Origin of the sequence: Primorskyibacter sedentarius (assembly GCF_004342065.1) — a bacterium.
Lineage (GTDB): Bacteria > Pseudomonadota > Alphaproteobacteria > Rhodobacterales > Rhodobacteraceae > Primorskyibacter > Primorskyibacter sedentarius.
On record NZ_SLZU01000024.1, the window covers coordinates 1 to 25,311 of the forward strand.

Annotated in this window: 25 protein-coding genes and 1 pseudogene; 5 read left to right on the forward strand and 21 right to left on the reverse strand. The window is 61.3% G+C overall.

What is annotated here, in order from left to right:
- The 12 genes and pseudogenes from EDD52_RS24125 to EDD52_RS20240 form a co-directional block, all read right to left on the reverse strand.
- Nucleotides 1-428, reverse strand: a pseudogene (locus EDD52_RS24125) (IS21 family transposase); the annotation flags it as partial.
- 112 nt (nt 429-540) lie between these two features.
- Entirely contained in the window at nt 541-693 is a 153-nt protein-coding gene (locus tag EDD52_RS23755) for a hypothetical protein (RefSeq protein ID WP_165907602.1), read from the reverse strand.
- Nucleotides 694-704: 11 nt separating this feature from the next.
- On the reverse strand, nt 705-1,640 hold the full coding sequence (gene kce / locus EDD52_RS20195; protein WP_132248379.1) for a 3,5-dioxohexanoate:acetyl-CoA acetone transferase: 936 nt from the start codon (nt 1,638-1,640) through the stop codon (nt 705-707).
- Nucleotides 1,552-2,664 (reverse strand): branched-chain amino acid ABC transporter permease, encoded by a 1,113-nt coding sequence (locus EDD52_RS20200; protein ID WP_243652037.1) that lies wholly within the window; start codon nt 2,662-2,664, stop codon nt 1,552-1,554. The genes kce and EDD52_RS20200 overlap by 89 nt, the downstream gene beginning before the upstream one ends.
- Nucleotides 2,661-3,524: a branched-chain amino acid ABC transporter permease gene (locus tag EDD52_RS20205; protein ID WP_132248380.1), complete on the reverse strand. Its 864-nt coding sequence runs from the start codon at nt 3,522-3,524 to the stop codon at nt 2,661-2,663. Before EDD52_RS20205 ends, EDD52_RS20200 begins: the two co-directional genes overlap by 4 nt.
- A 1-nt stretch (nt 3,525) precedes the next feature.
- Nucleotides 3,526-4,233 carry an ABC transporter ATP-binding protein gene (locus EDD52_RS20210; RefSeq protein ID WP_132248382.1) on the reverse strand — a complete coding sequence of 236 codons (708 nt, stop codon included), beginning with the start codon at nt 4,231-4,233 and terminating at the stop codon, nt 3,526-3,528.
- On the reverse strand, nt 4,226-4,954 hold the full coding sequence (locus EDD52_RS20215; RefSeq protein WP_132248384.1) for an ABC transporter ATP-binding protein: 729 nt from the start codon (nt 4,952-4,954) through the stop codon (nt 4,226-4,228). The genes EDD52_RS20210 and EDD52_RS20215 overlap by 8 nt, the downstream gene beginning before the upstream one ends.
- A 57-nt stretch (nt 4,955-5,011) precedes the next feature.
- Nucleotides 5,012-6,286, reverse strand: coding sequence for an ABC transporter substrate-binding protein (locus EDD52_RS20220; protein WP_132248386.1), 1,275 nt, complete (start codon nt 6,284-6,286; stop codon nt 5,012-5,014).
- Between the two features lie 55 nt (nt 6,287-6,341).
- Entirely contained in the window at nt 6,342-7,271 is a 930-nt protein-coding gene (locus tag EDD52_RS20225) for a 3-hydroxyacyl-CoA dehydrogenase family protein (protein WP_132248388.1), read from the reverse strand.
- A 3-nt stretch (nt 7,272-7,274) separates the two neighbouring features.
- A complete protein-coding gene (locus tag EDD52_RS20230) occupies nt 7,275-8,072 on the reverse strand; it encodes an SDR family NAD(P)-dependent oxidoreductase (RefSeq protein ID WP_132248390.1) in 798 nt (265 codons plus the stop codon).
- Nucleotides 8,073-8,075: 3 nt separating this feature from the next.
- Complete coding sequence (locus EDD52_RS20235; protein ID WP_132248392.1) at nt 8,076-8,420, reverse strand: cupin domain-containing protein; 345 nt, start codon at nt 8,418-8,420, stop codon at nt 8,076-8,078.
- A 68-nt stretch (nt 8,421-8,488) separates the two neighbouring features.
- Complete coding sequence (locus EDD52_RS20240) at nt 8,489-9,325, reverse strand: cyclase family protein (protein ID WP_165907603.1); 837 nt, start codon at nt 9,323-9,325, stop codon at nt 8,489-8,491.
- Nucleotides 9,326-9,539: 214 nt separating this feature from the next.
- Here EDD52_RS20240 and EDD52_RS20245 point away from each other — a divergent pair, with 214 nt between their 5' ends.
- The gene (locus tag EDD52_RS20245; RefSeq protein ID WP_132248394.1) at nt 9,540-10,304 is read left to right on the forward strand and encodes an IclR family transcriptional regulator; all 765 of its coding nucleotides are present in this window, start codon (nt 9,540-9,542) and stop codon (nt 10,302-10,304) included.
- A 499-nt stretch (nt 10,305-10,803) separates the two neighbouring features.
- Here the strand turns inward: EDD52_RS20245 and EDD52_RS20250 are convergent, their stop codons facing one another.
- A complete protein-coding gene (locus EDD52_RS20250) occupies nt 10,804-11,817 on the reverse strand; it encodes a zinc-binding alcohol dehydrogenase family protein (protein ID WP_132248396.1) in 1,014 nt (337 codons plus the stop codon).
- 454 nt (nt 11,818-12,271) lie between these two features.
- On the opposite strand from EDD52_RS20250, the gene EDD52_RS20260 reads away from it, so the two are divergent.
- Together EDD52_RS20260 and EDD52_RS20265 are read left to right on the forward strand one after the other, a co-directional pair.
- Nucleotides 12,272-12,487 carry a helix-turn-helix domain-containing protein gene (locus EDD52_RS20260; protein ID WP_243652038.1) on the forward strand — a complete coding sequence of 72 codons (216 nt, stop codon included), beginning with the start codon at nt 12,272-12,274 and terminating at the stop codon, nt 12,485-12,487.
- A gap of 433 nt (nt 12,488-12,920) precedes the next feature.
- Nucleotides 12,921-14,348, forward strand: coding sequence for a multicopper oxidase family protein (locus tag EDD52_RS20265; RefSeq protein WP_132248400.1), 1,428 nt, complete (start codon nt 12,921-12,923; stop codon nt 14,346-14,348).
- 499 nt (nt 14,349-14,847) lie between these two features.
- Here the strand turns inward: EDD52_RS20265 and EDD52_RS20270 are convergent, their stop codons facing one another.
- From EDD52_RS20270 to EDD52_RS20305, 8 genes are all read right to left on the reverse strand, one after another.
- Nucleotides 14,848-15,345: a nucleoside deaminase gene (locus EDD52_RS20270; protein WP_132248402.1), complete on the reverse strand. Its 498-nt coding sequence runs from the start codon at nt 15,343-15,345 to the stop codon at nt 14,848-14,850.
- Nucleotides 15,338-16,309, reverse strand: a complete 972-nt coding sequence (locus EDD52_RS20275) for an ABC transporter ATP-binding protein (RefSeq protein WP_132248404.1) — start codon at nt 16,307-16,309, stop codon at nt 15,338-15,340. Before EDD52_RS20275 ends, EDD52_RS20270 begins: the two co-directional genes overlap by 8 nt.
- Complete coding sequence (locus EDD52_RS20280) at nt 16,306-17,298, reverse strand: ABC transporter ATP-binding protein (RefSeq protein ID WP_132248406.1); 993 nt, start codon at nt 17,296-17,298, stop codon at nt 16,306-16,308. Before EDD52_RS20280 ends, EDD52_RS20275 begins: the two co-directional genes overlap by 4 nt.
- The gene (locus EDD52_RS20285; protein ID WP_132248408.1) at nt 17,295-18,731 is read right to left on the reverse strand and encodes a chlorohydrolase family protein; all 1,437 of its coding nucleotides are present in this window, start codon (nt 18,729-18,731) and stop codon (nt 17,295-17,297) included. Before EDD52_RS20285 ends, EDD52_RS20280 begins: the two co-directional genes overlap by 4 nt.
- Nucleotides 18,731-19,912 (reverse strand): amidohydrolase family protein, encoded by a 1,182-nt coding sequence (locus tag EDD52_RS20290; protein WP_132248410.1) that lies wholly within the window; start codon nt 19,910-19,912, stop codon nt 18,731-18,733. The genes EDD52_RS20285 and EDD52_RS20290 overlap by 1 nt, the downstream gene beginning before the upstream one ends.
- Nucleotides 19,913-19,917: 5 nt before the next feature.
- Nucleotides 19,918-20,874, reverse strand: coding sequence for an ABC transporter permease (locus EDD52_RS20295; protein WP_132248412.1), 957 nt, complete (start codon nt 20,872-20,874; stop codon nt 19,918-19,920).
- Between the two features lie 13 nt (nt 20,875-20,887).
- Nucleotides 20,888-21,871 (reverse strand): ABC transporter permease, encoded by a 984-nt coding sequence (locus EDD52_RS20300; RefSeq protein ID WP_132248414.1) that lies wholly within the window; start codon nt 21,869-21,871, stop codon nt 20,888-20,890.
- A 130-nt stretch (nt 21,872-22,001) separates the two neighbouring features.
- Nucleotides 22,002-23,579, reverse strand: coding sequence for an ABC transporter substrate-binding protein (locus tag EDD52_RS20305; RefSeq protein WP_132248416.1), 1,578 nt, complete (start codon nt 23,577-23,579; stop codon nt 22,002-22,004).
- Between the two features lie 163 nt (nt 23,580-23,742).
- Between EDD52_RS20305 and EDD52_RS20310 the strand changes: the two genes are divergently transcribed.
- A complete protein-coding gene (locus tag EDD52_RS20310) occupies nt 23,743-24,432 on the forward strand; it encodes a GntR family transcriptional regulator (RefSeq protein WP_132248418.1) in 690 nt (229 codons plus the stop codon).
- On the forward strand, nt 24,429-25,103 hold the full coding sequence (locus EDD52_RS20315) for a flavin reductase family protein (RefSeq protein ID WP_132248420.1): 675 nt from the start codon (nt 24,429-24,431) through the stop codon (nt 25,101-25,103). Before EDD52_RS20310 ends, EDD52_RS20315 begins: the two co-directional genes overlap by 4 nt.
- Nucleotides 25,104-25,311 lie beyond the last annotated feature (208 nt).

Below are 25,311 nucleotides of genomic sequence, written 5' to 3' on the forward strand. Positions count from 1 at the left end.
CAGCTTGCACTCGACCCCGTCAATCACACCAAGCGTCTCGCCAAAATCCACCTGCGCGTGACCGGGCGCGTGCGACAGCGGGACGAACACTTCCTTTGATCGGCGTTGCTTCTCGCGGACATAATCCGTGACGATCGTGATCCCCCGGTGAAGCCATGCTCCTCCCGCAGCCGGGCATGGATGCGCTTGGCCGTATGCCGCTGCTTCTTGATGACCCGTTTGTCGTCTTCGAGGATCTGATCGATAATCGGAATGAACGGATCAAGCTTCGGGCGGACAGGCAAAGCAGTTCGCCGATATCCCGGGGGAACGGAATGCAGCAGGATCTTTGCCACCGTTTTGCGGTCGATCCCAAAAAGACGACCAGCTGCACTCTTGCTCATACCATCAACATGGCACGCTCGATGGACACGGTTGTATAAATCCACAGAATACATCTCCCCACCCTCCGCTCAGCAGCTTCAGGTGTCAGACTGCGGAATTTTACTCCGCGACGGTCAGATCATCAGACCGTTTCTGCGGACATTTTGTCTCCGGGATTCACACCAGGTTGATCAGATGGCTTTCGAATTCATGCCCGATCTCAGCGATGACGATCCGTACCCGTTTCGAACAGCTCGACATCGGCGCATGCCACAGATGCAGCCCGGAGAGGTCTTTCAGAGAGGCATCCTGAGGTTCGATCCTGGGCATTGTCTTAGTCCTTAGAAATTGACCCGGTCGCCGCCCTTGAGCGCGAGGATCTCCCGCGCTTCGTCGGGCGTTGCAACCTCGCAGCCGAGGTCTTCGACGATGCGGCGGATCTTGGCGACCTGCTGGGCGTTGCTTGTCGCCAGTTTTCCGCGGCTGATGAACAGGCTGTCCTCCAGCCCGACGCGCACGTTGCCGCCCATCTGGCTGGCGGTGGTGGCGAGATTCATCTGCGAGCCGCCCGCGCCCAGCACTGACCAGCGGAAATCGTCGCCAAACAGCCGGTCGGCCGTGCGTTTCATGAACACCAGGTTATCGACCTCCGGCCCGATGCCGCCAAGGATGCCAAAGATGAACTGGATGAAGACCGGCGCCTTGAAGAGCCCGATATCCATGCAGAATTTCAGGTTGTAGAGGTGGCCCACGTCGTAGCATTCATGCTCGAACTTGATGTCATGCGGGGCCAGCGTGTCGGCGGCTTCCTTGATGTCACGAAAGGTATTGCGGAAGATATTGCCATCGGAATTGGCAACGTAGTCCTTCTCCCAGTCGAACTTCCAGTCGTCATCCTTGTAGCGGTTGGCAAGCGGGTGGAACGAGAAATTCATGCTGCCCATGTTCAGCGAACACATTTCGGGGCTGAACGTCTTGGCCGGTGTGATCCGGTCCTGGATCGACAGGCTCAGCGAACCGCCGGTTGAAATATTCACCACCGCGTCCGTCGCCTGCTTGATGCGCGGTAGGAAGGGCTGGAAATCCTTCACGTCGACCGAGGGAGCGCCGGTTTCATTATCGCGCGCGTGCAGGTGCAGGATCGACGCGCCTGCCTCGGCCGCATCCATCGCCTGCTGGGCGATGTCGTCATAGCTGAAGGGCAGCGCATCCGACATGGTCGGCGTGTGGATCGCCCCGGTGATGGCGCAGGTGATGACGGTCTTTTGGCGTGCCATTGATCAGGCTCCTTTGGATGGGTCTCGCTTGACGCGGTAGCCAAGCGGAAAGAGTTGCAGGTCGAACCGGTCGCGGATGAAACCCCAGACACCCTTGGGCGCTTTCAGCATCATCACGATGGCGAAAAGACCCAGAACCATCAGGTAGATCGTTCCGAGATCGGCCAGCGTTTCGCGCAGGGCGAAGAAGATCAGAGTGCCGATGATCGGCCCTTCGATGGTGCCGATGCCGCCGATAACGACGATGAAGATCACGAAGGCGGTCCAGTCGTTGACGTTGAACGCGGCCGTCGGGCGAAATCCGCAGCTTTTGCAGGGAGATGAGTGCGCCGATCATGGCGGTGAGCGCCGATGTCGTGACGTAGACAAAGAACTTTGTCCGCCAGATGTCGATGCCCAGAGAGCCAGCCGCCAGTTCGTTGTCGCGGATCGCGGTCAGTGCCAACCCCTTGCGCGAGCGCAAAAGCAGGTAGACCACGGTGACGACCAGAAGCGCCGCGCCCAATGCCAGCCAATAGCTGAGAGCCTCACGCGCAGAGCGGCCATCGGCCATCGAGCGCACGATATCCGTGGGAAGCGATGTGCCCGAACCGCCGCCAAGCGCCGACACCTGGGCAAAGCTCAGCCGGAAGACCTCGGCCATGACCCATGTGCCGATGGCGAAATAGGCACCCCGCAGGCGGAAGATCAGCGCGGCGACCGGGACAGAGATCAAAGCGCCCAGCACGCCGGCCGCAGCAATAGCGACCAGAGGCGGCAGACCCGCAAACATGGTCAGCGCGAACAGCATGTAGCCGCCAAAGCCCACATAGGCTTGCTGCCCGACCGAGACCAGCCCGGCATAGCCTGCCAGAAGGTTCCAAAGCGAGGCCAGCGACAGGTAGAGAAACAGCTCTCCCAACAGTCGCAGGTCGGCACGACCCGCCCACCAGGGGGCAGCGATCAGAAGTGCAACGGCGATTGCGCCGATCACGGCGGCCGCTCGGGCCGCGGCAGAGCTGCGGGTTACAGTGTATTGGGTCATCCGCTGATCCTCGGGAAAAGGCCGTTCGGACGCACGGCAAGGACGATGAGAAAGGCGAGGTGCCCGGCCAAAAGCTGCCAGCCGGGATTGATGGCAGCGCCCAGTGTCTGCGCCACGCCAAGGATGATGCCACCGGCCAGCGTGCCCCAAAGGTTGCCAAGCCCGCCAATGATGACCGCCTCGAAGCCGAAGATCAGTCTTCCGCCCCCGATCGAGGGGTCAAAGCTGGTGCGGATGCCCAGAAGCAGCCCCGCGACGGCCGTCACGGCAAGGGCCAGCGCCATGGCCTGACCAAAGACATGGCGTTTGTTCAGACCCATGAGTTGCGCGATGTCCTGATTGTCGGACACGGCGCGGAAGGCTCGGCCAAGCGCGGTGCGATAGAACGTCCATTGCAGCCCGGCAACCACCGCCACGGCGATGGCGAAGGTCAACAGCGGCAGGACGCCCACGGCCAGCGGGCCAAGCGCGATACTGGCAGTCTCCAGCGCACCTGCATCCAGTTTCTGCGGATCGGCGGAATACCCTTCAAGCAAGGCGTTCTGGATGATGACCGACAGGCCGAAAGTGACAAGCAGGGGCGGCAGGATATCGTCGCCCAGGGTTTGGTTCAGCACAGCCCGTTGCAGGACATATCCAATCCCCGCCATGGCCGGGACGACCACGATCAGCGCCACCAGCGGATGCAGACCTAGCATCACGGTGGTCGTCAGCCCCAGATAGGCGGCCAGAACGATCAGGTCGCCATGGGCGATATTGACCAGCCGCATGACCCCGAAGATCAGGCTGAGCCCCGCTGCAAAGAGCGCGTAGAGCCCGCCCAGAAGGGTGCCTTGCAGAATTGCATTGATCCATTCCATGTCATTCGATCCCGAAATAGGCGCGGGAAATATCCTCGCGCGAGACGGTTGAGGACGCGCCTTCAAGTGAGACGCGCCCGTCTTGGAGGCAGTAGACCCGGGAGGAGACGGCAAGCGCCTTGGTCACGTCCTGCTCGACAATCACCGCCGACATGCCGCCGCCGACAATACCGGGGAGCGCGTCGTAGATGTCCTTGATGATGATGGGCGCAAGGCCAAGGCTGATCTCGTCAAAGAGGATCAGGTCGGGGTTCGACATCAGGGCGCGACCGATGGCGACCATCTGCTGCTGCCCGCCCGAAAGCGAAGTGGAGGCCTGATGCTTGCGCTCGTCGAGGATCGGAAACAGCTCATAAACCTTGGAGAGCGACCACGGGCCTTTTCGGCCGACACGCCCCCCGATGATCAGGTTCTCCTCGACCGAAAGCGACGGGAAAAGCTGCCGCCCCTCGGGCACAAGCGCCAGCCCACGTGCGGCCACCTGATCGGCACGAAGCGCCCCAATGGGCTGATTGCGATAGCGGATCTGGTCCGGCCCGTTGCGCATCAGCCCGGCAATCGACCGCAAGAGCGTTGTCTTGCCCGCACCGTTGGCGCCGATGATCGCCAGCACCTCGCCTTCGTCAACCGTCAGATCAAGCCCGTAGAGAGCCTGAAAATCGCCGTAGAAAGCTTCGAGTTTCGAAATGTTCAGAATGGGTTCAGGCATCAGCGTCGATCCCCAGATAGATTTCCTTGACCTCGCGGCTGTCCATCACTTCGCGCGGATCGCCCTCGGCTATCTTTCGGCCGAAATCGATCACCACCAGGCGGCTGACCACTGCAAGCAGCGCATGGACCACATGTTCGATCCAGATGATCGAAACGCCCGTGGCGTGAACGTCCTTGATGGTCTGCACCAGCGAGTGGCATTCGGCCTCTGTCAGCCCGCCCGCGATCTCGTCCAGCAACAGCAGCTTAGGCTTGGCACAAAGCGCGCGGGTCATCTCCAGCCGCTTGCGGTTGAGCAGCGTCAGGCTGCCCGCCGGGGTGTTGGCCTTGTCCATCAGCCCGGTCTGTTCCAGCACGTCAAGGCACAGGGTTTCCGCCGCACGGCCCGAAAGACCCGCGGCCTGGGTGGCCGCGATCATGGCGTTCTCGAAAACGGTCATATGGGTGAAGGGCTGCGGCACCTGAAAGCTGCGGGCAATGCCCATACGGCTCCGTGCAGCAGCGCTTTGCGCGGTGACGTCCCGCCCGTCGAAATGCACCTTGCCGCTGTCGGCGGCAAGCGTGCCGGTGATCAGGTTGAACATCGATGTCTTGCCTGCGCCGTTCGGCCCGATCACACCCAACGCTTCGCCCTGGGACAGCTCATAGTTCAGCTGGTCGGCCACCTTGACCGCGCCGAAGGCCCTGGACAGGCCTTCGAGTTTCAGGATCTTACTCATGTGAGCCTCGTGATACAGAGCCATGGGCGGCACCGGGCGCGCCGGTGCCGCGATGTTTCAGAGCAATTTCAGCTCGCCCGTGGTCGGGATTTCCGGCGCATGCGCGTTGGCCACGATCTTGAGGTCAAACGCGTCGCCCTCTTTCTGCCACTGCCCAGAGACAAGCGGCGTCTTGGTGACGTTGTTGATCGGACCATTGGACCAGTCTACCGGACCCACGATGGTGTCGAGCTTGGTCCCGGCGACCGCGGCGGCGATGGCCTCGTAATCCCCCAGATCCTCGGCCCGCTTGACCACGTCTGCGACCACTTCGAACAAGGCATGTTTGAAGCCGATCGGCTGGGTCCACGGACGGCCAGAGGCTGCCGTGTACCCCTCGGCAAGCGCCTTGGCCGACGCGCCAGTCAGGGACGACGCGAAGGGGTGGTTGGGAGACCACCAGACTTCGGAGGAGAGCCCGTCTCCGCGCTCGCCGAGGGATTCGATGACTGATGGGAACAGCAGCGCCTTACCGATCGTCACGATCTTGGGGTTGAAACCCTGCTGCGCCGCCTGCGCCCAGAAAGTCGCAAAGTCAGGCGCGATCATGTTGCCGGTGACGATCTCGGCGCCCACGTCCTTGAACGCATTGATGTAGCTGGAAAAGTCATCCGTCAGTGGCTGATAGCGACCGGGATCGGTCAGGCTGTACCCGGCGGCTTCCAGCGGCTTTGGCAAACCAAGCTCTGCGTCGCCCCAGGCATTGCCATCCGCGTCGTTCGGGAACAGCCCGCCGACCACTTTCGCCACACCCGCGCTGTCCCACATATCGAGGAAGGCCGCGATCACGTCTTCGAGCCCCCAGAAGAAGTGGTAGGTATAGTCGAAGCCTGTCCCCGGCACGCCGTTGCGGCCAAAGAAATACGGCTGCCACGGGCAGTCGGTGGTGATGCAGGGCACCTCGTTGATCTCGGCCTGGTCCGACACCGGGTTCACAGTATCGGGGGTCGAGGCCGCGACGATGATGTCGACCTCGTCACCAAGGATCAGGTCCGCCGCGACCTCTGCCGCGCGGTTCGGGTTCGACTGGCTGTCCTTCGAGATGATCTCGATGTTCCAGGTCTTTCCGTTGTTTTCGATACCGGCGTTGAAGTGGTCCTGAATGGCGGCCAGCACGTAATCATCGGCCTCGGCAAACCCGGCCAGCGGCCCGGTGCGGGGGCTGACATGGCCAACCCCGAGGGTCGGGTTTTGCGCATAGGCGCGGGTGCCGGTCAGGACCGCCGGGGCGGCCAGCATCGCGGCGCTCGCGGTCAGGAATCCACGGCGTGTGGGGGTCAGCAATTTTTTCATTTTTATCTCCTCCTCCCGGCCTCCCCGCCGGGTTTGTTGTGAAGTCACTGCAGTTTCAGTCGTCCAGAATGCCTTCGAGCCGGGTCAGATGGCGGGCCACCCGGGCGCGCACTTCGTTGGCTTCGGTTTCTGTCCATTTGCGGAAACCTTCGCCGGTTTTCATGCCCAGTTTCCCGTCGCGGACAAGCTGTTCAAGATAAGGCGACGGGCCCTGACGGCTTTCGAGATCGAACAGAACGTTCTCGTGGATATCCAGCGTCAGATCGGTGCCGACCAGATCGGCGTTTTCCAGCGGGCCAAGCACGGCAAGGCGGCGGCCAAAGCAGGATTTCACCACTGTATCAACAGCCTCCGCGTCGCAGATCCCGCGCTCGACAAGGCTCACCGCTTCGCGCCAAAGCGCGTGCTGCAAGCGGTTGCCAATAAAGCCGGGCACGTCTTTTTCCACGATCACCGGCGTCTTTCCGGCACTTTCCAGCAGGGCATACATCCGCCGGGCCACATCCCCATCCGTCCACTCGGTCTTGATGACCTCGACCAGTGGGATCAGGTGCGGCGGGTTCCACCAATGGGTTCCCAATGCGCGTTCGCGCAGCTTCAGCCCCTCCATGATCCTGGTGATCTGGATGACCGAGGTGTTGGAGGCCAGAACCGCGTGGTCCGGCGCGTGCTCCTCCACTTCGGCGAAGATCTGGCGCTTGAGGTCCAGCTTTTCCGGTGCGGCCTCAAAGACGAAATCCGCATTGCGGACAGCCGAACCGATCGAGGAACACAGCTCGATCATTTTCAGCGCGCGGGCAATCTTTGCCTCGTCCGCACCCAGAACCTTCAGGCTGTCGGAAATCCGCTTCGGCGCGGATTTCAGCGTCTCGGCATGCGGGTCCGAAATGGTCACATACTGCCCGGCACGCGCCAGCGTCAGGGCGATGCCGTGACCCATAAGCCCGGCACCGATAACGGCCATCTGCTGCTTTTTGGGAACCATCGTTCAGCCCGCCGTATAGCCACCGTCAGCATATAGAATATGCCCGGTGTAAAAATCGGATGCCCTGGAGGCGAGGAACAGCAGCGGCCCTGCGAGGTCTTCCGGTTCGCCCAGTCGGCCCTTGGGCACGCGGGCAAGGAAACCGGCGCGCACGGTCTTGGCCTTTTCGTCGTCGCCAAACATCCAGGCGGTCAGCGGCGAGCGGAAAACAGTGGGCGCAATCGCGTTGACGGTGATGCCGGTGGGGCCAAGTTCGCACCCCAGCGCCTTGACGATGCCATCGGTCGCGGCCTTGGAGGCGCAATAGGCGGTATACCCCGCCGGATGACCCAAAAGCCCGCGTGCCGAGGACACCAGAACAATCTTGCCGCCATCGCCCTGCGCCTTCATCTGCCCGGCTGCGGCCCGTGCCAGCAGCCAGCTTTGCGTGACATTGGCATCCATGACGGATTCAAAGGTTTCGGGCGACATGTCATTGATCAGCGCCACCTTGTTCATACCCGAGGCCACGACAAGAATGTCGAGCCGCCCGTAGGCCTCGACCGCCTGAGCGACCAGACCATTGCAGGTTTCCTCGTCCGAGGGGCGCTTGTTGATCGTGGTCACCTCGGCGCCCGTGTCGCGGCATTCCTGCGCGATCTCGTCCAGCGCCTCCTGATTGCCCGCCACAAGCACCAGCTTGCAGCCCGCCCCGGCAAGAACGCGCGCGGCGACCATGCCGAAAGCGCCCGAAGCCCCGGTGATCAGCGCCACCTGCCCCTTTACCTCGAACATCGATAGGGGATTTGACAATGCGTTCATCTCTCAGGCCTCCGGCGGGTATGGAATGACGACCAGCATCTTGCATGTGTCGTTAGAGCGGTTCTCGATCTTGCGGACTTCATTCGGCGGGATGGTGCAGCTGTCCATCCGGCCCAGCACGACCTCTTCGTCGCCTACGATCACCGTCATCTCGCCTTCGAGCACGACATAGACCTTCTCAACAGGGGTGCTGTCGGGCCCTGCGCCGCCGCCGGGCAGAAACTGGCTGAACCCCACCCACTGATTGGTCGGCCCGCCCTCTTCGAAACCCTGAAGCCTGAGCCCGTGGCATTCGAAATGGTTGGGCGCGGTATAGGGTTGAGCATCCTTGAAACGTTTTACATGCATGGTGTCCTCCCTCGCACTCGCATCGTGAAAAGAAGCCGCCGGTTCCCCGGCGGCCAGTCAGGGAGTGATCAGAATTCGGACCCGTCATCGATGCGGAAGTTCTGCGACTTGTCGATCATCGCAACAAGGCGCACGATGCAGCCGTCGCCGCGGTCCCAGTTCCAGGGGAAGAATGCAAAGGTGCAGCGCTTGCCCGTCACCGCGTCCAGATCGCCACCGACATTTTCGATACCCATGATGCCGTTCTTGAACAGGATGTTGTGCACCGGCTCCCAATCGGGGAACGCGTCTTTCCAATCCACGCCGCCGGACCATTCCTTGTACTCTTCGGCAAGGTGGGGCAGCAGAGGACCATTGCGCTGCGGGCCGATTGCGGTGGCCAGTGGGTGGTCATTGGCTTGTGTGTCGTGGCCTACGACCTTGACGCCCTTTTCGACCATCCATTCGCCAGCCGACGCAACGAAGCCGGGGCAATAGGCAAAGTAGTCGCCATCTTCATACTGCTTGTGCCATCCGGTATTGATGATGAGCACGTCGCCTTTGCGGATCGCATGACCACAAGCTTTTTCCAGATCCTCGCCGGTGATCGGTTCCCATTTCTTTTTGGGCAACGACACGACGATGCCGGTGCCGAAAAAATGCGGCAGCGGCACTTCGTCGATGAATGGCGTGCCCTGCACCACGTGCGCCGGCGCGTCGATGTGCGTGGTGGCATGCATCGTGGTGGTGATGCGCTGGCTCAGCACACCTGACTTGGCCATGTAGTGAATGCGTTCGATCTTGGTATCTTCGAAATAGGGCCAGTTGGGGTTCTGAAACCCGAAACGGTGGCTGAGATTATAGAACTCCAGCCCCATGTCGTTATCGGTATTTGCCTGAAACTCGATTCCGCGGATCTCGACCATCGGATGCACCTTCTCTGTTCACCGGCGAGGTGCCGGCGTCGGATTGTATGTCTATGCAGGAAGCTCCTCCTACTGTACCGAATACCGGTACATACTGACCACCATGCGGTCAATAAAAACTTGTAATACGGTTGCCATGCACCGCATTGCGATACATAACTAACGAAACAGAAACCGCCCCATATTGAACTGAATCGGAAGGTGCAGACGTTAGATGGTTGAAGAAAATGACAAAAAAGACCGCAGCGGCATTCAGGTCATTGCGCGGGCTGCCGCCATTCTGCGCGTTCTGAAAGAGGAACGGGGCGGGCTCAGCCTTGGTCAGATTGCCCGTCGGGTCGACTTGCCCCGCTCCACGGTACAGAGAATCACGGGCGCCCTGTCCACAGAGCGGTTCATCATTCAGGACCCGAATGGCGGCGGTATCCGGCTGGGTCCAGAGCTGGGAGCCTTTGCCGAAGCGGCCAATTTCAATATCGTGGAACGCTGCCGCGCGATCCTGAACGAGGTCACTCAGAAGACCGGCGAAACCACGGATCTCGCCGTGCTGCGTAATGGCGGGATGATCTTTCTTGACCAGGTGCCTGGGTTGCACCGTTTGCGCACCGTGTCCTCCGTGGGAGAGGTCTTTCCCCTGACCACCACTGCCAACGGTCTCGCCTGCCTTGCGCTCATGCCCGAAGACGAGGCGCGCCACCTGATCGACCAGGAAACCGCCGGTGGATTATCAGATGATGAGCTCAAGGCGCTGCTGGCCAATCTGCAAGACATCCGCGCGAGCGGGCTGGCCCATGATATTGATGAACACACCGCCGGAATTTCCGCCATTGGATTTGCGTTCCGTGACCTCAGCGGGAATTACCACGCGATTTCGGTGCCGGTTCCGACAATGCGCTTTGCCGACATACGGTCGCGTCTGGAAACCGCGCTGCAGGAGGCAAGACAAAAGGTGCAGGCGGAGTTTTCATCCGGGAAATAGCTGCGATCTATTGGCGTGGATCTGACCGGAACGGGTGCTGACGACCTTCGCCGCCAGAAGCGCCTTCAGGTCGGCCACTGCTTTCGATGCCCCTAGGCTACCCTTGTAGCCCCATTGGCGCGAACTCACTGCAAAAATCCACTCAGATCACATGCCGACTGCGTTTCATCAAAGACAAGTCCGAGGATTACGATCAGTGCCTTGCCTGTCATTCCTGCAATGCAAAATCGATCTGAATTTGGGTGCCATCGGGATCGCGCTGGCGGAACTGAGCGATCTTTAACTGCTCCAGAACAAACCGCTGTTAAGGAATAGCCCCATCACCGCCCTCCTCGACCGGGCAGATCGCAGCGTCATCCCCCGCTAAAGCCACGCGCCCGGGAATGGAAAATCCGGGCGCGGACCAGAGCGCAGGCTTTTGACGTCGCCAGACCGATCCATCACCGTTTTGAGCTGGGTCGTTCGGATATTGTCGCGATCAAGCCTGCGCATATACAGTTCAGAACCCTTCCAGAACGATCTTGCCCTTGGCCTTGCCACTTTCGATCAGCGCATGGGCACGCTTGAGGTTTCCTGCGTTGATCCTCCCGAAGCTTTCGGTTGCGGTCGACCGGATCTTGCCCGCATCGATCATGCCAGCCACCGCATTCAGAATTTCACCCTGACGCGCGATGTCGTCTGTGGTGAAAAGCGAACGGGTGAACATCAGTTCCCAATGGATCGACACGGCCTTGCCTTTGAACGGCATGATGTCGAACCCTTTGGGGTCATCGATCAGACCAAACCGGCCTTGCGGCGCGATGAATTCGGCGATCTGGGGCACATAGGTTTCGGAGTAGTTGGTCGAGAAGACAAAGGCAGGCGCACCGATGTTGAGGGCTGCGATCTGCTCTGGCAGCGGTTTGGAGTGGTCCACGACGTGATGGGCGCCCAGTTCCCTGACCCAGTCCTGCGTTTCCGGACGCGAAGCCGTGGCGATGATCGTCAGGTCGGTCTGCTCTCGCAGAAGCTGGATCGCGATGGACCCCACGCCGCCAGCCCCACCGATGATGACAATGGCATTGGCCGCACCCGGCACCGGATCAGCAACCTTGAGGCGGTCAAAGATCATTTCCTGAGCCGTCAGGGTTGTCAGCGGCAATGCCGCGGCAGCAGAGGTTTCAATGGTTTTCGGCGCGTGACCGACAATGCGCGCATCAACAAGGTGATACTCGGCATTGGTGCCATCGCGGTTGATCGCGCCTGCATACCAGACCTTGTCGCCCGCCTTGAACTGGCTGACCTCGCTTCCGATCTCGACAACCTCCCCCACTGCATCCCACCCCAGGATCACGGGTGCGTCACCCTCGGCGGGGCGGTTCTGGCGAACCTTTGTATCGACGGGGTTGACCGACACGGCTGCAACCCTGACCAGAATATCGTGGCCGGTCGCAGTTGGTTTGGCGACCTCAAGGTCGATCAGGGCGTCGGCGCGATCAATTGCGCCGTTTGTGGTGTAGCCGATGGCTTTCATCTTCGTTCTCCGAATGGATGGATGGTGCGCTGTCCGTCAGGGGTGCCGCGCGTTGGTTGGGCAAGGTTTGGTTTTCAGGGCAAGTCAGGCCTGGTCGCTGGCGTCTTCACACGTTTTTCGCGCCATGCGTAAGTTACTGATGTCGGGAACAAGTCCATCGCAGAGTGAGGGGGCTTTGCCCGTGGTTACCCGCGAACAAAGCGGCGCACCCACCCTGCGGATTCGACAACGGACGCTGCCAACCCACGGGCGCGGGTTCCGGTCAGATCATAGGGCGAAACCTGGCGAAAGGGGCGCGGTGTACGCTTTGCTTGGACTGGTTCGCGGTTGCGCAGCACCGCGTGAGCGTTGGCCGCGACTGCAGTTTTGGGCATTGGTGGAGTCCTCTAAAGACCTGCTCTGTTGAGCATCATATAAAGTGCAGAAATTCGCAGATAAACGGGCGCAATGCGAAATGATAATTCGGAAATTCCGCATAATACTGATCGAGAATTTCCGCTTGTTTCTGACCATGACCGAAGACGGCAGCCTTGTCGCAGCGGATCGCGAGGCCGGGCTTTCCGCCATCACGGTTTCAGAACATCTTGCAGCGCTTGAGGCGCGTTACGGCGCGGTCCTGTTCAACGGCACGACGCGCTCGCCAAGCCTGACGGATGAAGGCCAAGCCTAGTTGAACATCGACAAGATTACGTTGAGCGAGATCGGGCGCGGCCACGGCGCGTGATCTCATTCACCGAGGCCCTGAACGCATTATTCCAAAGTCGGACCGCTATTAGCGGCGACCTTTCCAGACGCCCCCAATGCTGTTCGGCATCTGGCTCCAAACCGTTGGGATGCAGGCCCCGCTTCAATGATAGCCGGATCAATCTCCGCGCTGTTCTCCACGGCGCACGGCTGCACGCCTATTGCGAAGCGCGGCGTGGTCACTGGCCTGATGCTCACGGCAGCACTCAATGCGTTCCGGCGCTCGCCTTCCCCCGGCCGTGCGAACTGCGCCGTTCGATAAGTTTCGAAACCCGCACTGCTCATATGATACTATTCGTGACAGTAGCGCTGACCTCGGTCACCATGCCATCGGTCAACCTGTGAAAAGGAAACTGCCAATGCGCGCATTCTCTCGCCGCTCTGCTTTGCAAGCGATTGGGGCGTTTGCCGGAACGGCATTGTCGCCCCGCGCATCCTTTGCCGGTGACGGCCTGCCCGTGCTGCGGGCAGCGCCCTCAAAAGCCCAGCTTGCCCCTGAAGGATACCCCGCCACACCGGTCTGGGCCTATTCGACCGGGGCAGCAGGCACAGTTCCAGGCCCGGAAATCAGGGTGACCGCAGGTGACCGGGTCAGGTACCGGCTGGTCAATGATTTGCCGCAACCGACCGCCGTGCACTGGCATGGCATTCGGATTGCAAATGCGATGGATGGCGCGGCGCCGTTGACCCAGGCGGCCGTTCAACCAGGGGGTAGTTTCGGCTATGACTTCGTCGTTCCGGATCCCGGAACATACTGGTATCACTCGCATAACCGCAGCGCGGAACAGGTCGCACGTGGGCTTGCCGGCCCGTTGATCGTGGAGGATCAAGACCCCTGGCTGGGCGAAGACGGGGCCGCGACCCGCGAAATTGTAATGGTTCTGGATGATTGGCTGCTTGGCGGCGATGCGAGGATTGTCGAAGGCAGATGGGACGATCTGCACGCGGCCTCACATAACGGGCGCATGGGAAACACGGTTACGGTGAACGGCGCCGCCTATCCCGAATTGGCTATCCGTCCCAAAGAGCGTGTGCGGCTGCGCATCATCAACGCTGCCACGGATCGGATCATGCCGCTGTCATTTCCGCACCTGTCTGCGCGCGTGATTGCGTTGGATGGTCACCCTGTCATGCCACGGGATGTAGAAACGCTTGTTCTCGGGCCAGCCCAGCGTGCGGATGTAGTGATTGACGGTCGCAGCGATGGCGAGGCCCGCGCCGCACTTCTGCTCGATCCCGGCAACGGGGAATGGGTGGATATCGCAGGCTTCACCCATTCCGGCGAGGCGCTTTCGACACATGGCCCTGACGTGCGGCCCCTGCCCGCATGGCGCACACTCCCCGCGCCGGACTTGTCGAACCCGCAACACGAAACGCTGCTGATGGAGGGCGGCGCCATGCGTGGGATGCAGGAGGCGCGCTATAACGGCGAAACGATGGGCTTTCGCGAACTGGCCGCCAACGGCGTGGTCTGGGCGTTCAACGGGGCGGCAAATGACATGAGCGCACCGATGTTCAGCGCCAATCTGGGCCGGACCGTCCAATTGGAGATGACCAACCGTTCGATGTTCCCCCATGCGATCCACCTGCACGGCCATCATTTCACGGTTCTGGCACGCCATGGTTCTGCCAACACCAAAGGCGACGTGCGCGATACCGTCTTGATCGGTGCGGATGAAACCGTTGAAATCGCTTTCGTGGCCGACAATCCCGGTGCGTGGATGATCCATTGCCATATGTTGTCACATCAGAAATCGGGCATGATGGGCTGGTTCGAAGTGGCCTGACATCCGCCGCCCCTGCCCTTCAACGACGAACAAGGGTCATGCCGATGCCTTTGGGCGTGGTCAGATCCTCAAAGACCAGCGCGCCGATAAGTATCAGGCGCGACTGTGGCCGAAATCAACTTGAACCCCTTCTGATGCCTTCGTGGCAAAGGGGAGTGTTGGACGGCATGTGGCTGGCACGTAGCGTTACCGTCGGCATCGGGAAGGGCAGTGGCACGGGCGATTACCTTGCCCATTGAATCACCGAAAGGGCACCGCGATACGATCTTGCCATGCCCAACCCAGCGCTTTTCCTACGATCCGAAGAGAGACGAGGTTCCGAGCCGCATCAAATCCATTTACGAGGCAGGATACGCCTTGCGATTGGGAGACCATCGATGCCCAAGCGGATAGCTTCTCAGCACGCGGCACGGCAGACATCACGCGCGCGACATGGACACAAATGGCCGCCCACCACAGGCGTCGGCCATCATGGAACGCGATGGAACATGGCCGACGGTCAGACCCGCGACCGCGCAAGACTGGCCCAATCGTGCAGGATCTTTGTGGCCTCCACGTCCAGATGTTGTTCCGACGGCATGATACGCTCGGTGACTGCGTGCCCGCACTCATGGGTCAATCGGTCGACATCCACCGGAAAGCGCGCGGCCTCGGGCAGATCCGCGATGGCCCCACCGGCCTGCGCCATGTCGGCGGCGTAGTAAAGCGCTGCGATCCCGGCGATGTTCATCGCCGCCACACAAAGTGCACAAGGCTCACAGCTTGAATACAACTCGCAGCCGCGCAGATCGACCGTTTCAAGATTGCGGCAGGCATCCCGGATCGCCTCAGTCTCGCCGTGCGAGGTGGGATCGTGGTTCATCACCGAGCGGTTGATCCCCTCGCCGACGATCTTGCCGTCCTTGACGATGACCGCACCGAAAGGCTCTGTCCCCGGGGTCTCAAGAGCCTTTGCCGAGATCTCGATGGCGCGACGCAGGAAGGTTTCATTATACATCGGGAGTTCCTTCTTCGGCCGCGAAACAGGCAACCCGGCGGTTGTGGACATGCGCACGACGCTGCGGACGCTCTGACTTGCAGCGATCAAACACAAGCGGGCAGCGCGGATGAAAGCTGCATCCCGATGGGGGCGAGACCGGCGAGGGCACCTCCCCCGCCATCGGGCTGCGATCGCGCCGCGGTGCCTCCAGATCGGGGATCGTGTCAAGCAGCAGCCGCGTGTAGGGATGCAGCGGGTTGGCAAAGAGGTCGGCCGTCGGCTGGATCTCGACGATGCGGCCCAGATACATCACCGCGATCACATCGGCCATGTGGCGCACAACGCTAAGATCGTGGCTGATGAACAGATAGGTCAGCTCCATCTCTTTCTGCAGCCGTTTCATCAGGTTCAGCACCTGCGCCTGCACCGACACATCAAGCGCCGAAGTCGGCTCGTCACAGACCAGAAACTCCGGCTCCCCGGCCAGAGCCCGGGCGATGGAGATGCGCTGCCGCTGACCGCCGGAAAACTCGTGCGGGAATTTCAGCCCGTCGGCTGGTGCCAGTCCCACGGTGCGCAACAGCTCGTCCACTCGTGCCGAGACGTCAGCCTCTGGCGTGTCAGGCTTCAGCGTGCGCAGCGGCTCGGCGATGATCCGGGCGACACGCCAGCGCGGGTTGAGGCTGGCAAACGGGTCCTGAAAAATCATCTGCAGACGATCACGGTCGCCATGAAACCGGATGCTGCCGCCAGACGGGGGATGCAGCCCGGTGACCAGCTTGGCGATGGTGCTTTTTCCGCAGCCGCTTTCACCAACCAGCGCCAGCGTCTGGCCGCGCTGGATGATGAAATCGACACCATCGACGGCGCGCAGGGTCTTGCGTGGCTTGCGCTCGATCACGCGGTTGAGCCAGGGGGCAGAGACGTCAAAGCGGCGTTCCAGCGCGTCAACTTCCAGTATGGCATTGGGGCGAACGGTCATGCGGCTTCTCCTTGATCGACAGTGCCGGTCTGCGCCAACCAGCAGGCGGCGCCGGTGGTCTCGCCGCTGGCGATGCGCGGTACTTCACTGCGGCAGCGCGGCCCGGCATGGGCGCAACGCGGGTTGAAGGCGCAGCCCGGCGGGATGGCATTGAGCCGCGGCATCGAACCGGGGATCATCTGCAATTCCTCCACATCCTTGCGCAGCGACGGGATCGAGCCCATCAGCCCGGCGGTGTAGGGATGGCGCGGGCGCCGTACCACGTCATCGACCTCGCCGATTTCGGCCAGCCGCCCGGCATACATCACCGCCACCCGGTCGGCGGTTTCGGCGATCACGCCCATGTCGTGCGTCACCAGCATCACCGCCGTGCCCCGTTCGCGGCAAAGCCGTTTCAGCAGCGCCGTGATTTGCGCCTGAATCGACACGTCCAGTGCGGTGGTCGGCTCGTCAGCCACGATCAGTTCGGGCTCGGCACACAGGGCCAAGGCGATCACGATCCGCTGCCGCATACCGCCAGAGAATTGGTGCGGATAGCTGTCGATACGCTCTTCCACCGCCGGGATGCCGACCTCGCGCATCAGCTCTTTGGCGCGCTCGCGGGCCTGACGCTTGTCCAGATCGGTGTGCAGCCGGATGGTTTCGACCAATTGGTCACCGACCCGAAACAGCGGGTTGAGCGAAGTCAGCGGATCCTGAAAGATCGCGCCGATCCGGCGGCCGCGCACCGCCTGCATGGCGCGGTCGTCAAGATCGTCGATCCGGTCGCCTGACAGGTGGATCGTGCCAGCAGCGATCCGTCCCGGCGGCTCAAGCAGGCCAAGGATCGACATGCCGGTCATCGACTTACCGGCACCGGATTCACCGACCACGCCGAGGATCTCGCCACGGTGAATTTGCAGCGAGATATCGTCGACAGCGGTCAGCACGCCCTTGCGGGTGGGAAATTCAACGCGCAGATTCTGCACGTCAAGAACAACATCGCTCATGGCGTGGCCCTTTCGTAGCTGGGGGTGAAGATCTTGGACACCGGTGGGTGGCCTGCGGTGCGGTCCGGGTATTTGGCGATCAGCCCGTCAAACTGCGCCTGAGCGAGAGCCGCGTCTGCGGTCTGGTCGACACCCGGGATCAAGCCATCGGCCATCACCCGCCGCCCATCGATCCAGACGTCGCGCACATCACGGCCAGAGGCGGAAGTCATCAGCGTCTGCACCGGGTCCGGTGTTTGCAGCGTATGGCGCAGGTCGATCACCGCGATATCGGCCTTGGCGCCGACCGCCAGCCGACCAAGATCGGGCCTGTTCAACGCCCCCGCACCGCAGAGGGTGGCAGCGTCGAACATGGCTTCGGATCGGATCGCATCCACACCCCCGGCCAGCCGTGCGGTCATCATGCCGATCTGCATGTTGAGGATCATGTCGGCCGGGTGCGTATCGGTGCCAAGCCCGATATTGATGCCCATGGCGCGAACCTTCGGGAAGCTCTTCAGCATGCCGCCATGGCGCGCGGCGACCAACGGGCAGTGCACCAGCGTGGCCCCTGCCCCGGCGATCTTATCAAACTCCGCCTGGGTTGCCTGCGTGCCATGCGGCAACAACCAATTCGGATGCAGCACCTTGATCCGGTCAAGCCATTCGATGGGGGCGCAACCGTGCTGTTCGCGCACCAGCCGCAGCTCTACCAAGGACTGGCTGCAATGCTGACGCACCGGCGCGCCCATCTCGGCCGCGATATCTGCGGTGCGCTGCAATAGCCGCTCGGTGCAGGTTTCGATCCGGTCAGGGGCAAACATTGCGCGGATGCGCCCACCGGCAATGCCATCGATCCGCTGCGCGAAGTCGGCAGCGTCTTCCAGACCGGCCAGCCCCCGCGCCTCGTCAAAAATGGCACGGATATTGCCCGTTTCATCCGTCACCTGCCCGCCCGTACGATAGGCCGGACCAAGATAGACCCGCAGGCCAAGATCTTCGGCCGCCGCAGCCGCCGCTTCGAACTCTGCCACGGTTTCGCCCCATTCGCGATAAAAGAGCGACGCGATGGGCAGCGCCGTGGTGATGCCGTTTCGGATCAGTTGAGCGAAGGCGTGGCGCTTTTGAAACGCCAACTCCTCTGGCGTGTACATTTCATACTGGCCACGTTTGACGTAACTTTCCGGCCAGACCCGCCCCTTTTTCCACGCCGGACCGTTGTCGTAGCCAAGGATCGTGGTGTCCAGATCGGACAGCGCATCAAGATCGATGAAACCGGGAGAGATCACCGCCGCGCCATAGTCGATTCTACGCGCGACCCCCCCGTCGAAATCGGTGCCTACATGCAGCAGCTCTGTCCCGTCGATCACCACCACGCCGTTTTCATAAACAACGTGGCGGCCATCGCGGTAGCCGATCACCCATTGTGCCGAAAGAAGCGTGCGTCCTTGCATCACGGTGCCTCGATCACGCAGGCGCCGTCGCGGGCAATGACCGCACCCGCCTTCAGCACCAGCTTGCGCGGAGCGTGGGTAACAACAGCTTCGGCGAGGGTTTCGCCCTCGACCAGCAGGCAATCCGCACGGCAGCCGGGCTCCAGCCCATAGCCGTCAACCTCCATGATCGCGGCACCGCCAAAGGTGCAGATTTCCAGCGCCAGTTCCACCTCGTCATCGCGGCGCAGGTTGTTGCGCATGCCGATCTGCATCGCCTTTTCCAACATGTCCGAGTTGCCATAGGGCCCCCAAGTGTCGCGGATGCCGTCGCAGCCCGCGCCGGTGAGAATGCCTTGGGCCTTGAGTTCTTTGACCATGGGCACAGGCGCCGAGGCGGGTGCTGTCGTCAGAATATGGATGCGGTTCTCGGCCAGTTTCTCTTGCAGGCCCGCCACATAGGCACGATCCACCGCACCAAGGCAAAAGGCGTGAGAGATTGACACCTTGCCCTGCATGCCAAGCGCTACGGTCCGGTCGATGATTTCCTCCATCGAGAACCAGCCGAGCGCGTCGCGTTCATGCAGGTGAATATCGATCGGCTTGCCGTGTTTCCCGGCCAGCGCAAAGACGGTATCGAGATGCCCTTTGGGGTCATGCTCCATCCCGCAGGGATCGATGCCGCCCACCAGATCGGCACCCATCGCCAGCGCCTCGTCCATCAATTCGGCCGTGCCAGGGCGGGTCATCATTCCCGACTGCGGGAAGGCCACGATCTGGATATCGATCATTCCGGCGAGCTTTTCGCGGGTGGCCATCACCCCCTCGATCCCGGCCAGACCGTGATGCGTGTCTACATCCACATGGCTGCGAATATGGGTGCATCCGTGCGACATGGCGAGGATGGCATGACGCTCGCTTTGCACCTGTGGATCAAGGCCCAGCGAGACCTTGACCTCGCGCTCATTATTGATCTTGTCGATCAAGCGCGGGCCGACCTCGTTGCGATACCATGGCAGGCCCAGCAGCGATTTGTCGAGATGGGTATGCGCCTCGACCAGACCGGGGATCAGGATGCGCCCGCCGCCGTCGATCACCTCGGCTCCAGTGGGCGCGTCGGCGGAAAACACGCCGTCAGTGATATGCATATCTGTTGCCGGGCCACCCATCGGGCGCACATTCTTGAGGGTCTTGGAAGTCACTGTACTCACCGCAGTTTGGGGTTAAGCGCGTCGCGCAGCCAGTCGCCGATCATGTTGACCGACAGCACGATCAGGCAAAGCTGGATCGACGGGAAGACCACGATCCACCAGAGGCCGGAAAAGAGATACTGGTTGCCGATGCGGATAAGCGTGCCGAGCGATGGCTGGTCCGGCGGCATGCCCACGCCAAGGAAGGACAGCGTCGCCTCTGACAGGATGGCGAGACCGAAGTTCAGCGTCGCGGCCACAAGGATCGGGGTCAGGCAGTTGGGCAGGATGTGGTGCAGCATGATCCGCCAGGATTTCACCCGGATCAGCTTTGCCGCCTGCACGTATTCCTTCTTGGCCTCGACCATGGCAGAGGCGCGCACCGTGCGCGCATATTGCACCCAGGACGGCACCGCGATGGCAAAGATCAGGATCGGCGCCGCCAGCACGTCCTTCAGCCCTGTGGGCAGCGAGGCCGAGGCAATGGCGGTGATCAGGATGGCGATCAGGATGAAGGGCATCGACAACAGCACGTCGCCCACCCGCATGATCACGTTGTCAATCCAGCCACCGAAATAGCCCGCCACCAGCCCCAGCGCGAGGCCCACGGCCAATGCCAGCAGTACCGACGCAAAGCCGATGATCAGCGAGATGCGCGAGCCATAGAGCACCGCCGAGAGGATATCGCGCCCTTGCGTGTCGGTGCCCAGAAGATAGGGCCATTGGCCGCCCGCCTCCCAGATCGGCGGGATCTCGGAATTCCAGAGCTCCAGTGCTGCAAGGTCATATGGGTTCTGCGGTGTGATCAGCGGCGCAAGAAACGCAGTCACGGCCACCAGCGCCAGCAGCACCGCGGCAAAGATCGCCGAAGGATGCGCGCGGAAGGAATACCACAGGTCACTGTCACGCAGCTGGGTCAGCCGCGAAGGGCGCTTCGGGGCGGCGGATGTGGTCAGGGGGATTGAGTTGTCCATGGGGGTCTCCGGTTCAGCCATTGCCACGGGCGCTGTCGTCGCGCAGGCGCGGATCAACCCAGGCATAGGTGATGTCGACAAGGGTATTGAGGGCGACGAAGATGAAGGAAACGATCAGCAGGTAGGCCGCCATCACAGGCAGATCGACGAAGGTGACCGCCTGAATGAACAGCATCCCCATCCCCGGCCATTGAAACACCGTTTCGGTCACGAGGGCAAAGGCGATCAGGTTGCCGATCTGCATGCCCGTCAGCGTGATCACAGGCATCAGGCAGTTGCGCAGTGCGTGCCGCCATTGCACGCGGGCGGTTGGCACACCGCGGGCGCGGGCGAATTTGATGTAATCGGCGCGCAGGGTTTCCAGCATCTCCGCCCGCACCAGCCGCATCACCAGCGTTACCTGAAAGGTTGAAAGCGATATTGCCGGCAGGACCAGAGCCGCCCGCCCCGAGGGCGTCAGCAACCCGGTCGACCACCAACCGATGTCCACCGTCTCACCCCGGCCAAACGCCGGCAGCCAGCCAAGCGAGACCGAGAAGGCCAGGATCAGCAGGATGCCGACCACGAAGCTCGGCAGTGAGACCCCCACGATCGACCCTAACTGCAACATGTTGGCCAATCGGCTGTCTCTGTAGACCGCGGTGATCACCCCGGCCGGGACACCGACCACCAGCGAGATCACGGTCGCTACCAATACCAACTCGAATGTCGCCGGAAAGCGTTCCTTGATCAGCACCATGACGTCCTGCTGGTTGCGATAGGATATGCCGAAATCGCCTTGAACCGCATTGGTGACAAACCGGGTGTACTGGGTCACGAAACCATCGTTCAGCCCCAGCCGTTCGCGCAGCTCCACACGGTCTTGCAGGCTGGCCTGCTCATTTACCATCATCTCTACCGGGTCGCCGAAGAACCGGAAGATCACGAAGGCCAGCAGTGCCACCGCCAGCATGACGAAGACCGCATTCGCGGTGCGCTTGAGAAGAAAGGCGATCATTCCGGTCTCCAGTGCCAGTCAGGATCAGCGAGTGCTCTCGCTCTCTGCAACTTGTCGAATGAACATACGGGGGCGAGGGTGCATCACCCCCGGCCGACCGGACCGCCCCGAAGGGCGATCCGGGGGTTGTTCAGGAACCTGCGCCCATACGCGCAAACCACAGCCGCGGCTTGGCATCGGCAAAGAGCGGCATCTCGGCCACCTCCCCCGTCACCGCCCAGGCCATCGGCTGCTGGTGCAGCGGGATCATGATCATCTCGTCCTTGACCATCTGGAGCGCCTCGGTCTGAAGCGCCAGCCGCGCCTCAAGGTCAAGCTCCTGTCCGGCGGCGTCAATCAGCGCGTCAAGCTCAGGGTAGGACCAGCCGCCCCAGTTGAAGACGCCGGCATTGCCCGTCTTGGAGTGGAAGATCTGCAAAAGCGGCGAATAGCTGTCGAGCAGCGGCAGCGTTGCCCAGCCAAGCGTGTAGACGTCAGTCTTGCCGTTGGTCCGCTTCGGCGATTGCACCGCGCGGGGCGCCACGTCGAGCTTAGGGGCAAGGCCGATGCGCGACCACATCGAGGCAATCGCCTGACAGAATTGCTCTTCGTTCACCAGCCCGTCGCTGAGACAGTTGAATTCAAACTCCAACCCCTCGGGGACACCGGCCTCTGCCAACAAAGCCTTCGACGCTTCGGGGTCATATCCAGGCAGGTTGTCCAGCGCTTCGACATAGCCGGGAATGGGCGGTGCGACGGTGGCGCCGGCCGTGCGGGACTTGCCGCGCATGACCTTCTGGTGGATGAGGTCAAGATCGATCGCCTTGTACAACGCCTCGCGTACCGCCTTTTCCTTGAACGGGTTCGGCGCGCCAGTGGTCAGCGCATCACGGAACGGAAAGCCGATCATCACGGTGCGCAGATCGACACCTTCGAGCACTTCGACATTCGGCGCAGCGGCAAGTCGCGGCAGATCCTGCACCGGCGCGTCATTGGTAAAGCTGATCTCGCCAGAAAGCAGCGCCGCCACCCGGGTCGCCGCCGAATTGACCGGCGTCAGCTCGATCTTGTCGAGGTTATGCTGCGGCTCGTCCCACCAGTCGGCATTGGCAACGAAGACTGTCTTGGCATCCGGTTGGCGGCTATCGACGATAAAGGGCCCGGTGCCATTGGCGTTGTAGGTGGCGTAACCCTCCGTGCCGGCGCCCACGTCGGTCGGCATCAGCGCGTCGTTTTCGGTCAACCATTCCTCATCGAAGATATGGATATTTGTCAGATCGTTGAGCAACAGCGGATAGGTGCCGTTCAGGGTAATGTCGACACTGTGGTCATCCACCACCTTGGAGCTGACATAGGCGGGCAGATTGCCTTTCAGCGGCGAGGTCTCGTGGCTCACGCGGGTCAGCGACGCGACTACGTCTTCGGCGGTAAAGGGGTTGCCGTTGTGGAAGGTCACGCCCTCGCGCAGCTTGAACCGCCAAGTGATCTGATCGTCGAGGATCTCCCAGCTTTCGGCCAGCGCAGGTTCGATCTTCAGATCCTTGCTGTAGCGCACGAGGCCCTCGTAAACGTGGTTGAGCACGTTGATGGTGAAGCTGTCACCAAAGGAATACGGGTCGAGCGAGCCGATGTCGCGATTGGCGCCCCATTTCAGAACGTTTTCGGCCTGCGCAGTGCCCGACAAAGCAGCAACTGCCGCCGTTGCGAGCATGAGATGTCTTAGTTTCATGTTCTGGTCCTCTTCCGACTGGATTGCATTTCAGAATCGACAAAATTGGATACGATGTCTTTTGGGTGGCACAGTGGATACAGACTTTCAAGTAAATTGTATCCGATTGACTTACAAAACTGTGTACGATATTGATTGTGCGAATTTGATAGGCAGACCGATCATGAGTGAAAACAAGACGACGCTGACCGACGCGGTGCATGACCTGCTGAAGAAAGCCATCATTGAACAGGCGTTGACACCCGGCATGCGCCTGCCCGAGGATACCGTAGGCGAGCAGTTCGGCGTGTCGCGCACCATCGTGCGCCATGCGTTTGTCCGGCTTGAACACGAGGGGCTGATCGCCACCCGTCGCAACCGGGGCGCCTTTGTCGCCGAACCGACGCGCGACGAGGCGCAACACGTGTTCGAAGTGCGGCGTTGCCTGGAAAACGACGTGATTCGGCTACTTTGCCAGCGTATGCCCGCCAGCGGCTATGAACGGCTCGAAGCACATGTGCGTCAGGAAGAAGCGGTGAAGGGCAAGGATGGGCCGGTGTCGATCCGTCTTGCCGGCGAGTTTCACATGCTGCTGGCAGAACTGACCGGAAATCCGGTGCTGACCCGCTATGTTTCAGAGGTGGTCCTGCGCTGTTCGCTGATCATGTCCCTTTATGCTCGCAGCCATTCGTCGGACTGCGCAGTGGATGAACATTCGCAGATCATCAATGCGATCCGTACCGGCGATGCGTCACGCGCGATCAACATCATGGAACATCACCTTGGCGCCGTGGCCGATCGCGCAGAGCTGATTGCACGCCCGGATAGTATCCAATCCATCCTCTCACATTATGGCAAGGAACTGGCCTCATGAGCACGCAAACCGGATATCGTGCCTTTGACTTCGCCGACCTTTCCGCGCGCGAGGCTTACAAGATGATGATCGGCACCATCGTGCCGCGCCCGATCGCTTGGGTCACCACGATCTCCACTGACGGCGTCGTCAACGCCGCGCCCTATTCCTTTTTCAACTGCCTGTCCGCCGATCCGCCGATCCTCGCACTGGGGGTTGAAAACAAACCCGACCGCAGCTTCAAGGACACCGCCTATAACATCCGGATGACCAATTGCTTCACCGTGAATATCGTCGACCGCGCCAATGTCGCGGCAATGTCGGTGACAGCCGCGGATTTTGCACCGGAAGTGGATGAGCTGGAAATGGCCGGGCTAACCGCCGTGCCGGGCGACCGGGTGGCATGCCCCCGCATCGCCGAAGCCCCTGTGGCCTTCGAGTGCGAGCGCTACCTCGGCATCGCCATCAGCTCGGCACGTGAAATCATCCTCGGACGAATTGTTCGGGCGCATATCCGCGAAGACATCATTGACCCACGCACCTTTTATTCCGACCACGAGAAACTCGACGCGCTGGGACGTATGGGCGGGAACGGCTATGCTGGTACATTCGACTACTTCGACCTGCCAACGCCTTCTGCCGAGGAGGTGTTCAACGCCATCGAAGATCAAATCCGAATTGGCAAGAGTTGAAATACAGGGAACAGCTCGCCGACGACCGTCTCAAGCAGCCGACGTATAGATTGAACCGCCCCGGGTTTGCCGGAAAGCAAAACCGGCAAAGGATCAGCCCTATGACGAAGAAGAGATTCACCCCGTCTATTCTGCTGAACTTCGCGAACGCGGTGTTCGGCTGTTCCGCGAGCACCGCGCCGATTGCAGCCGCGATAGCGCGTCAAAC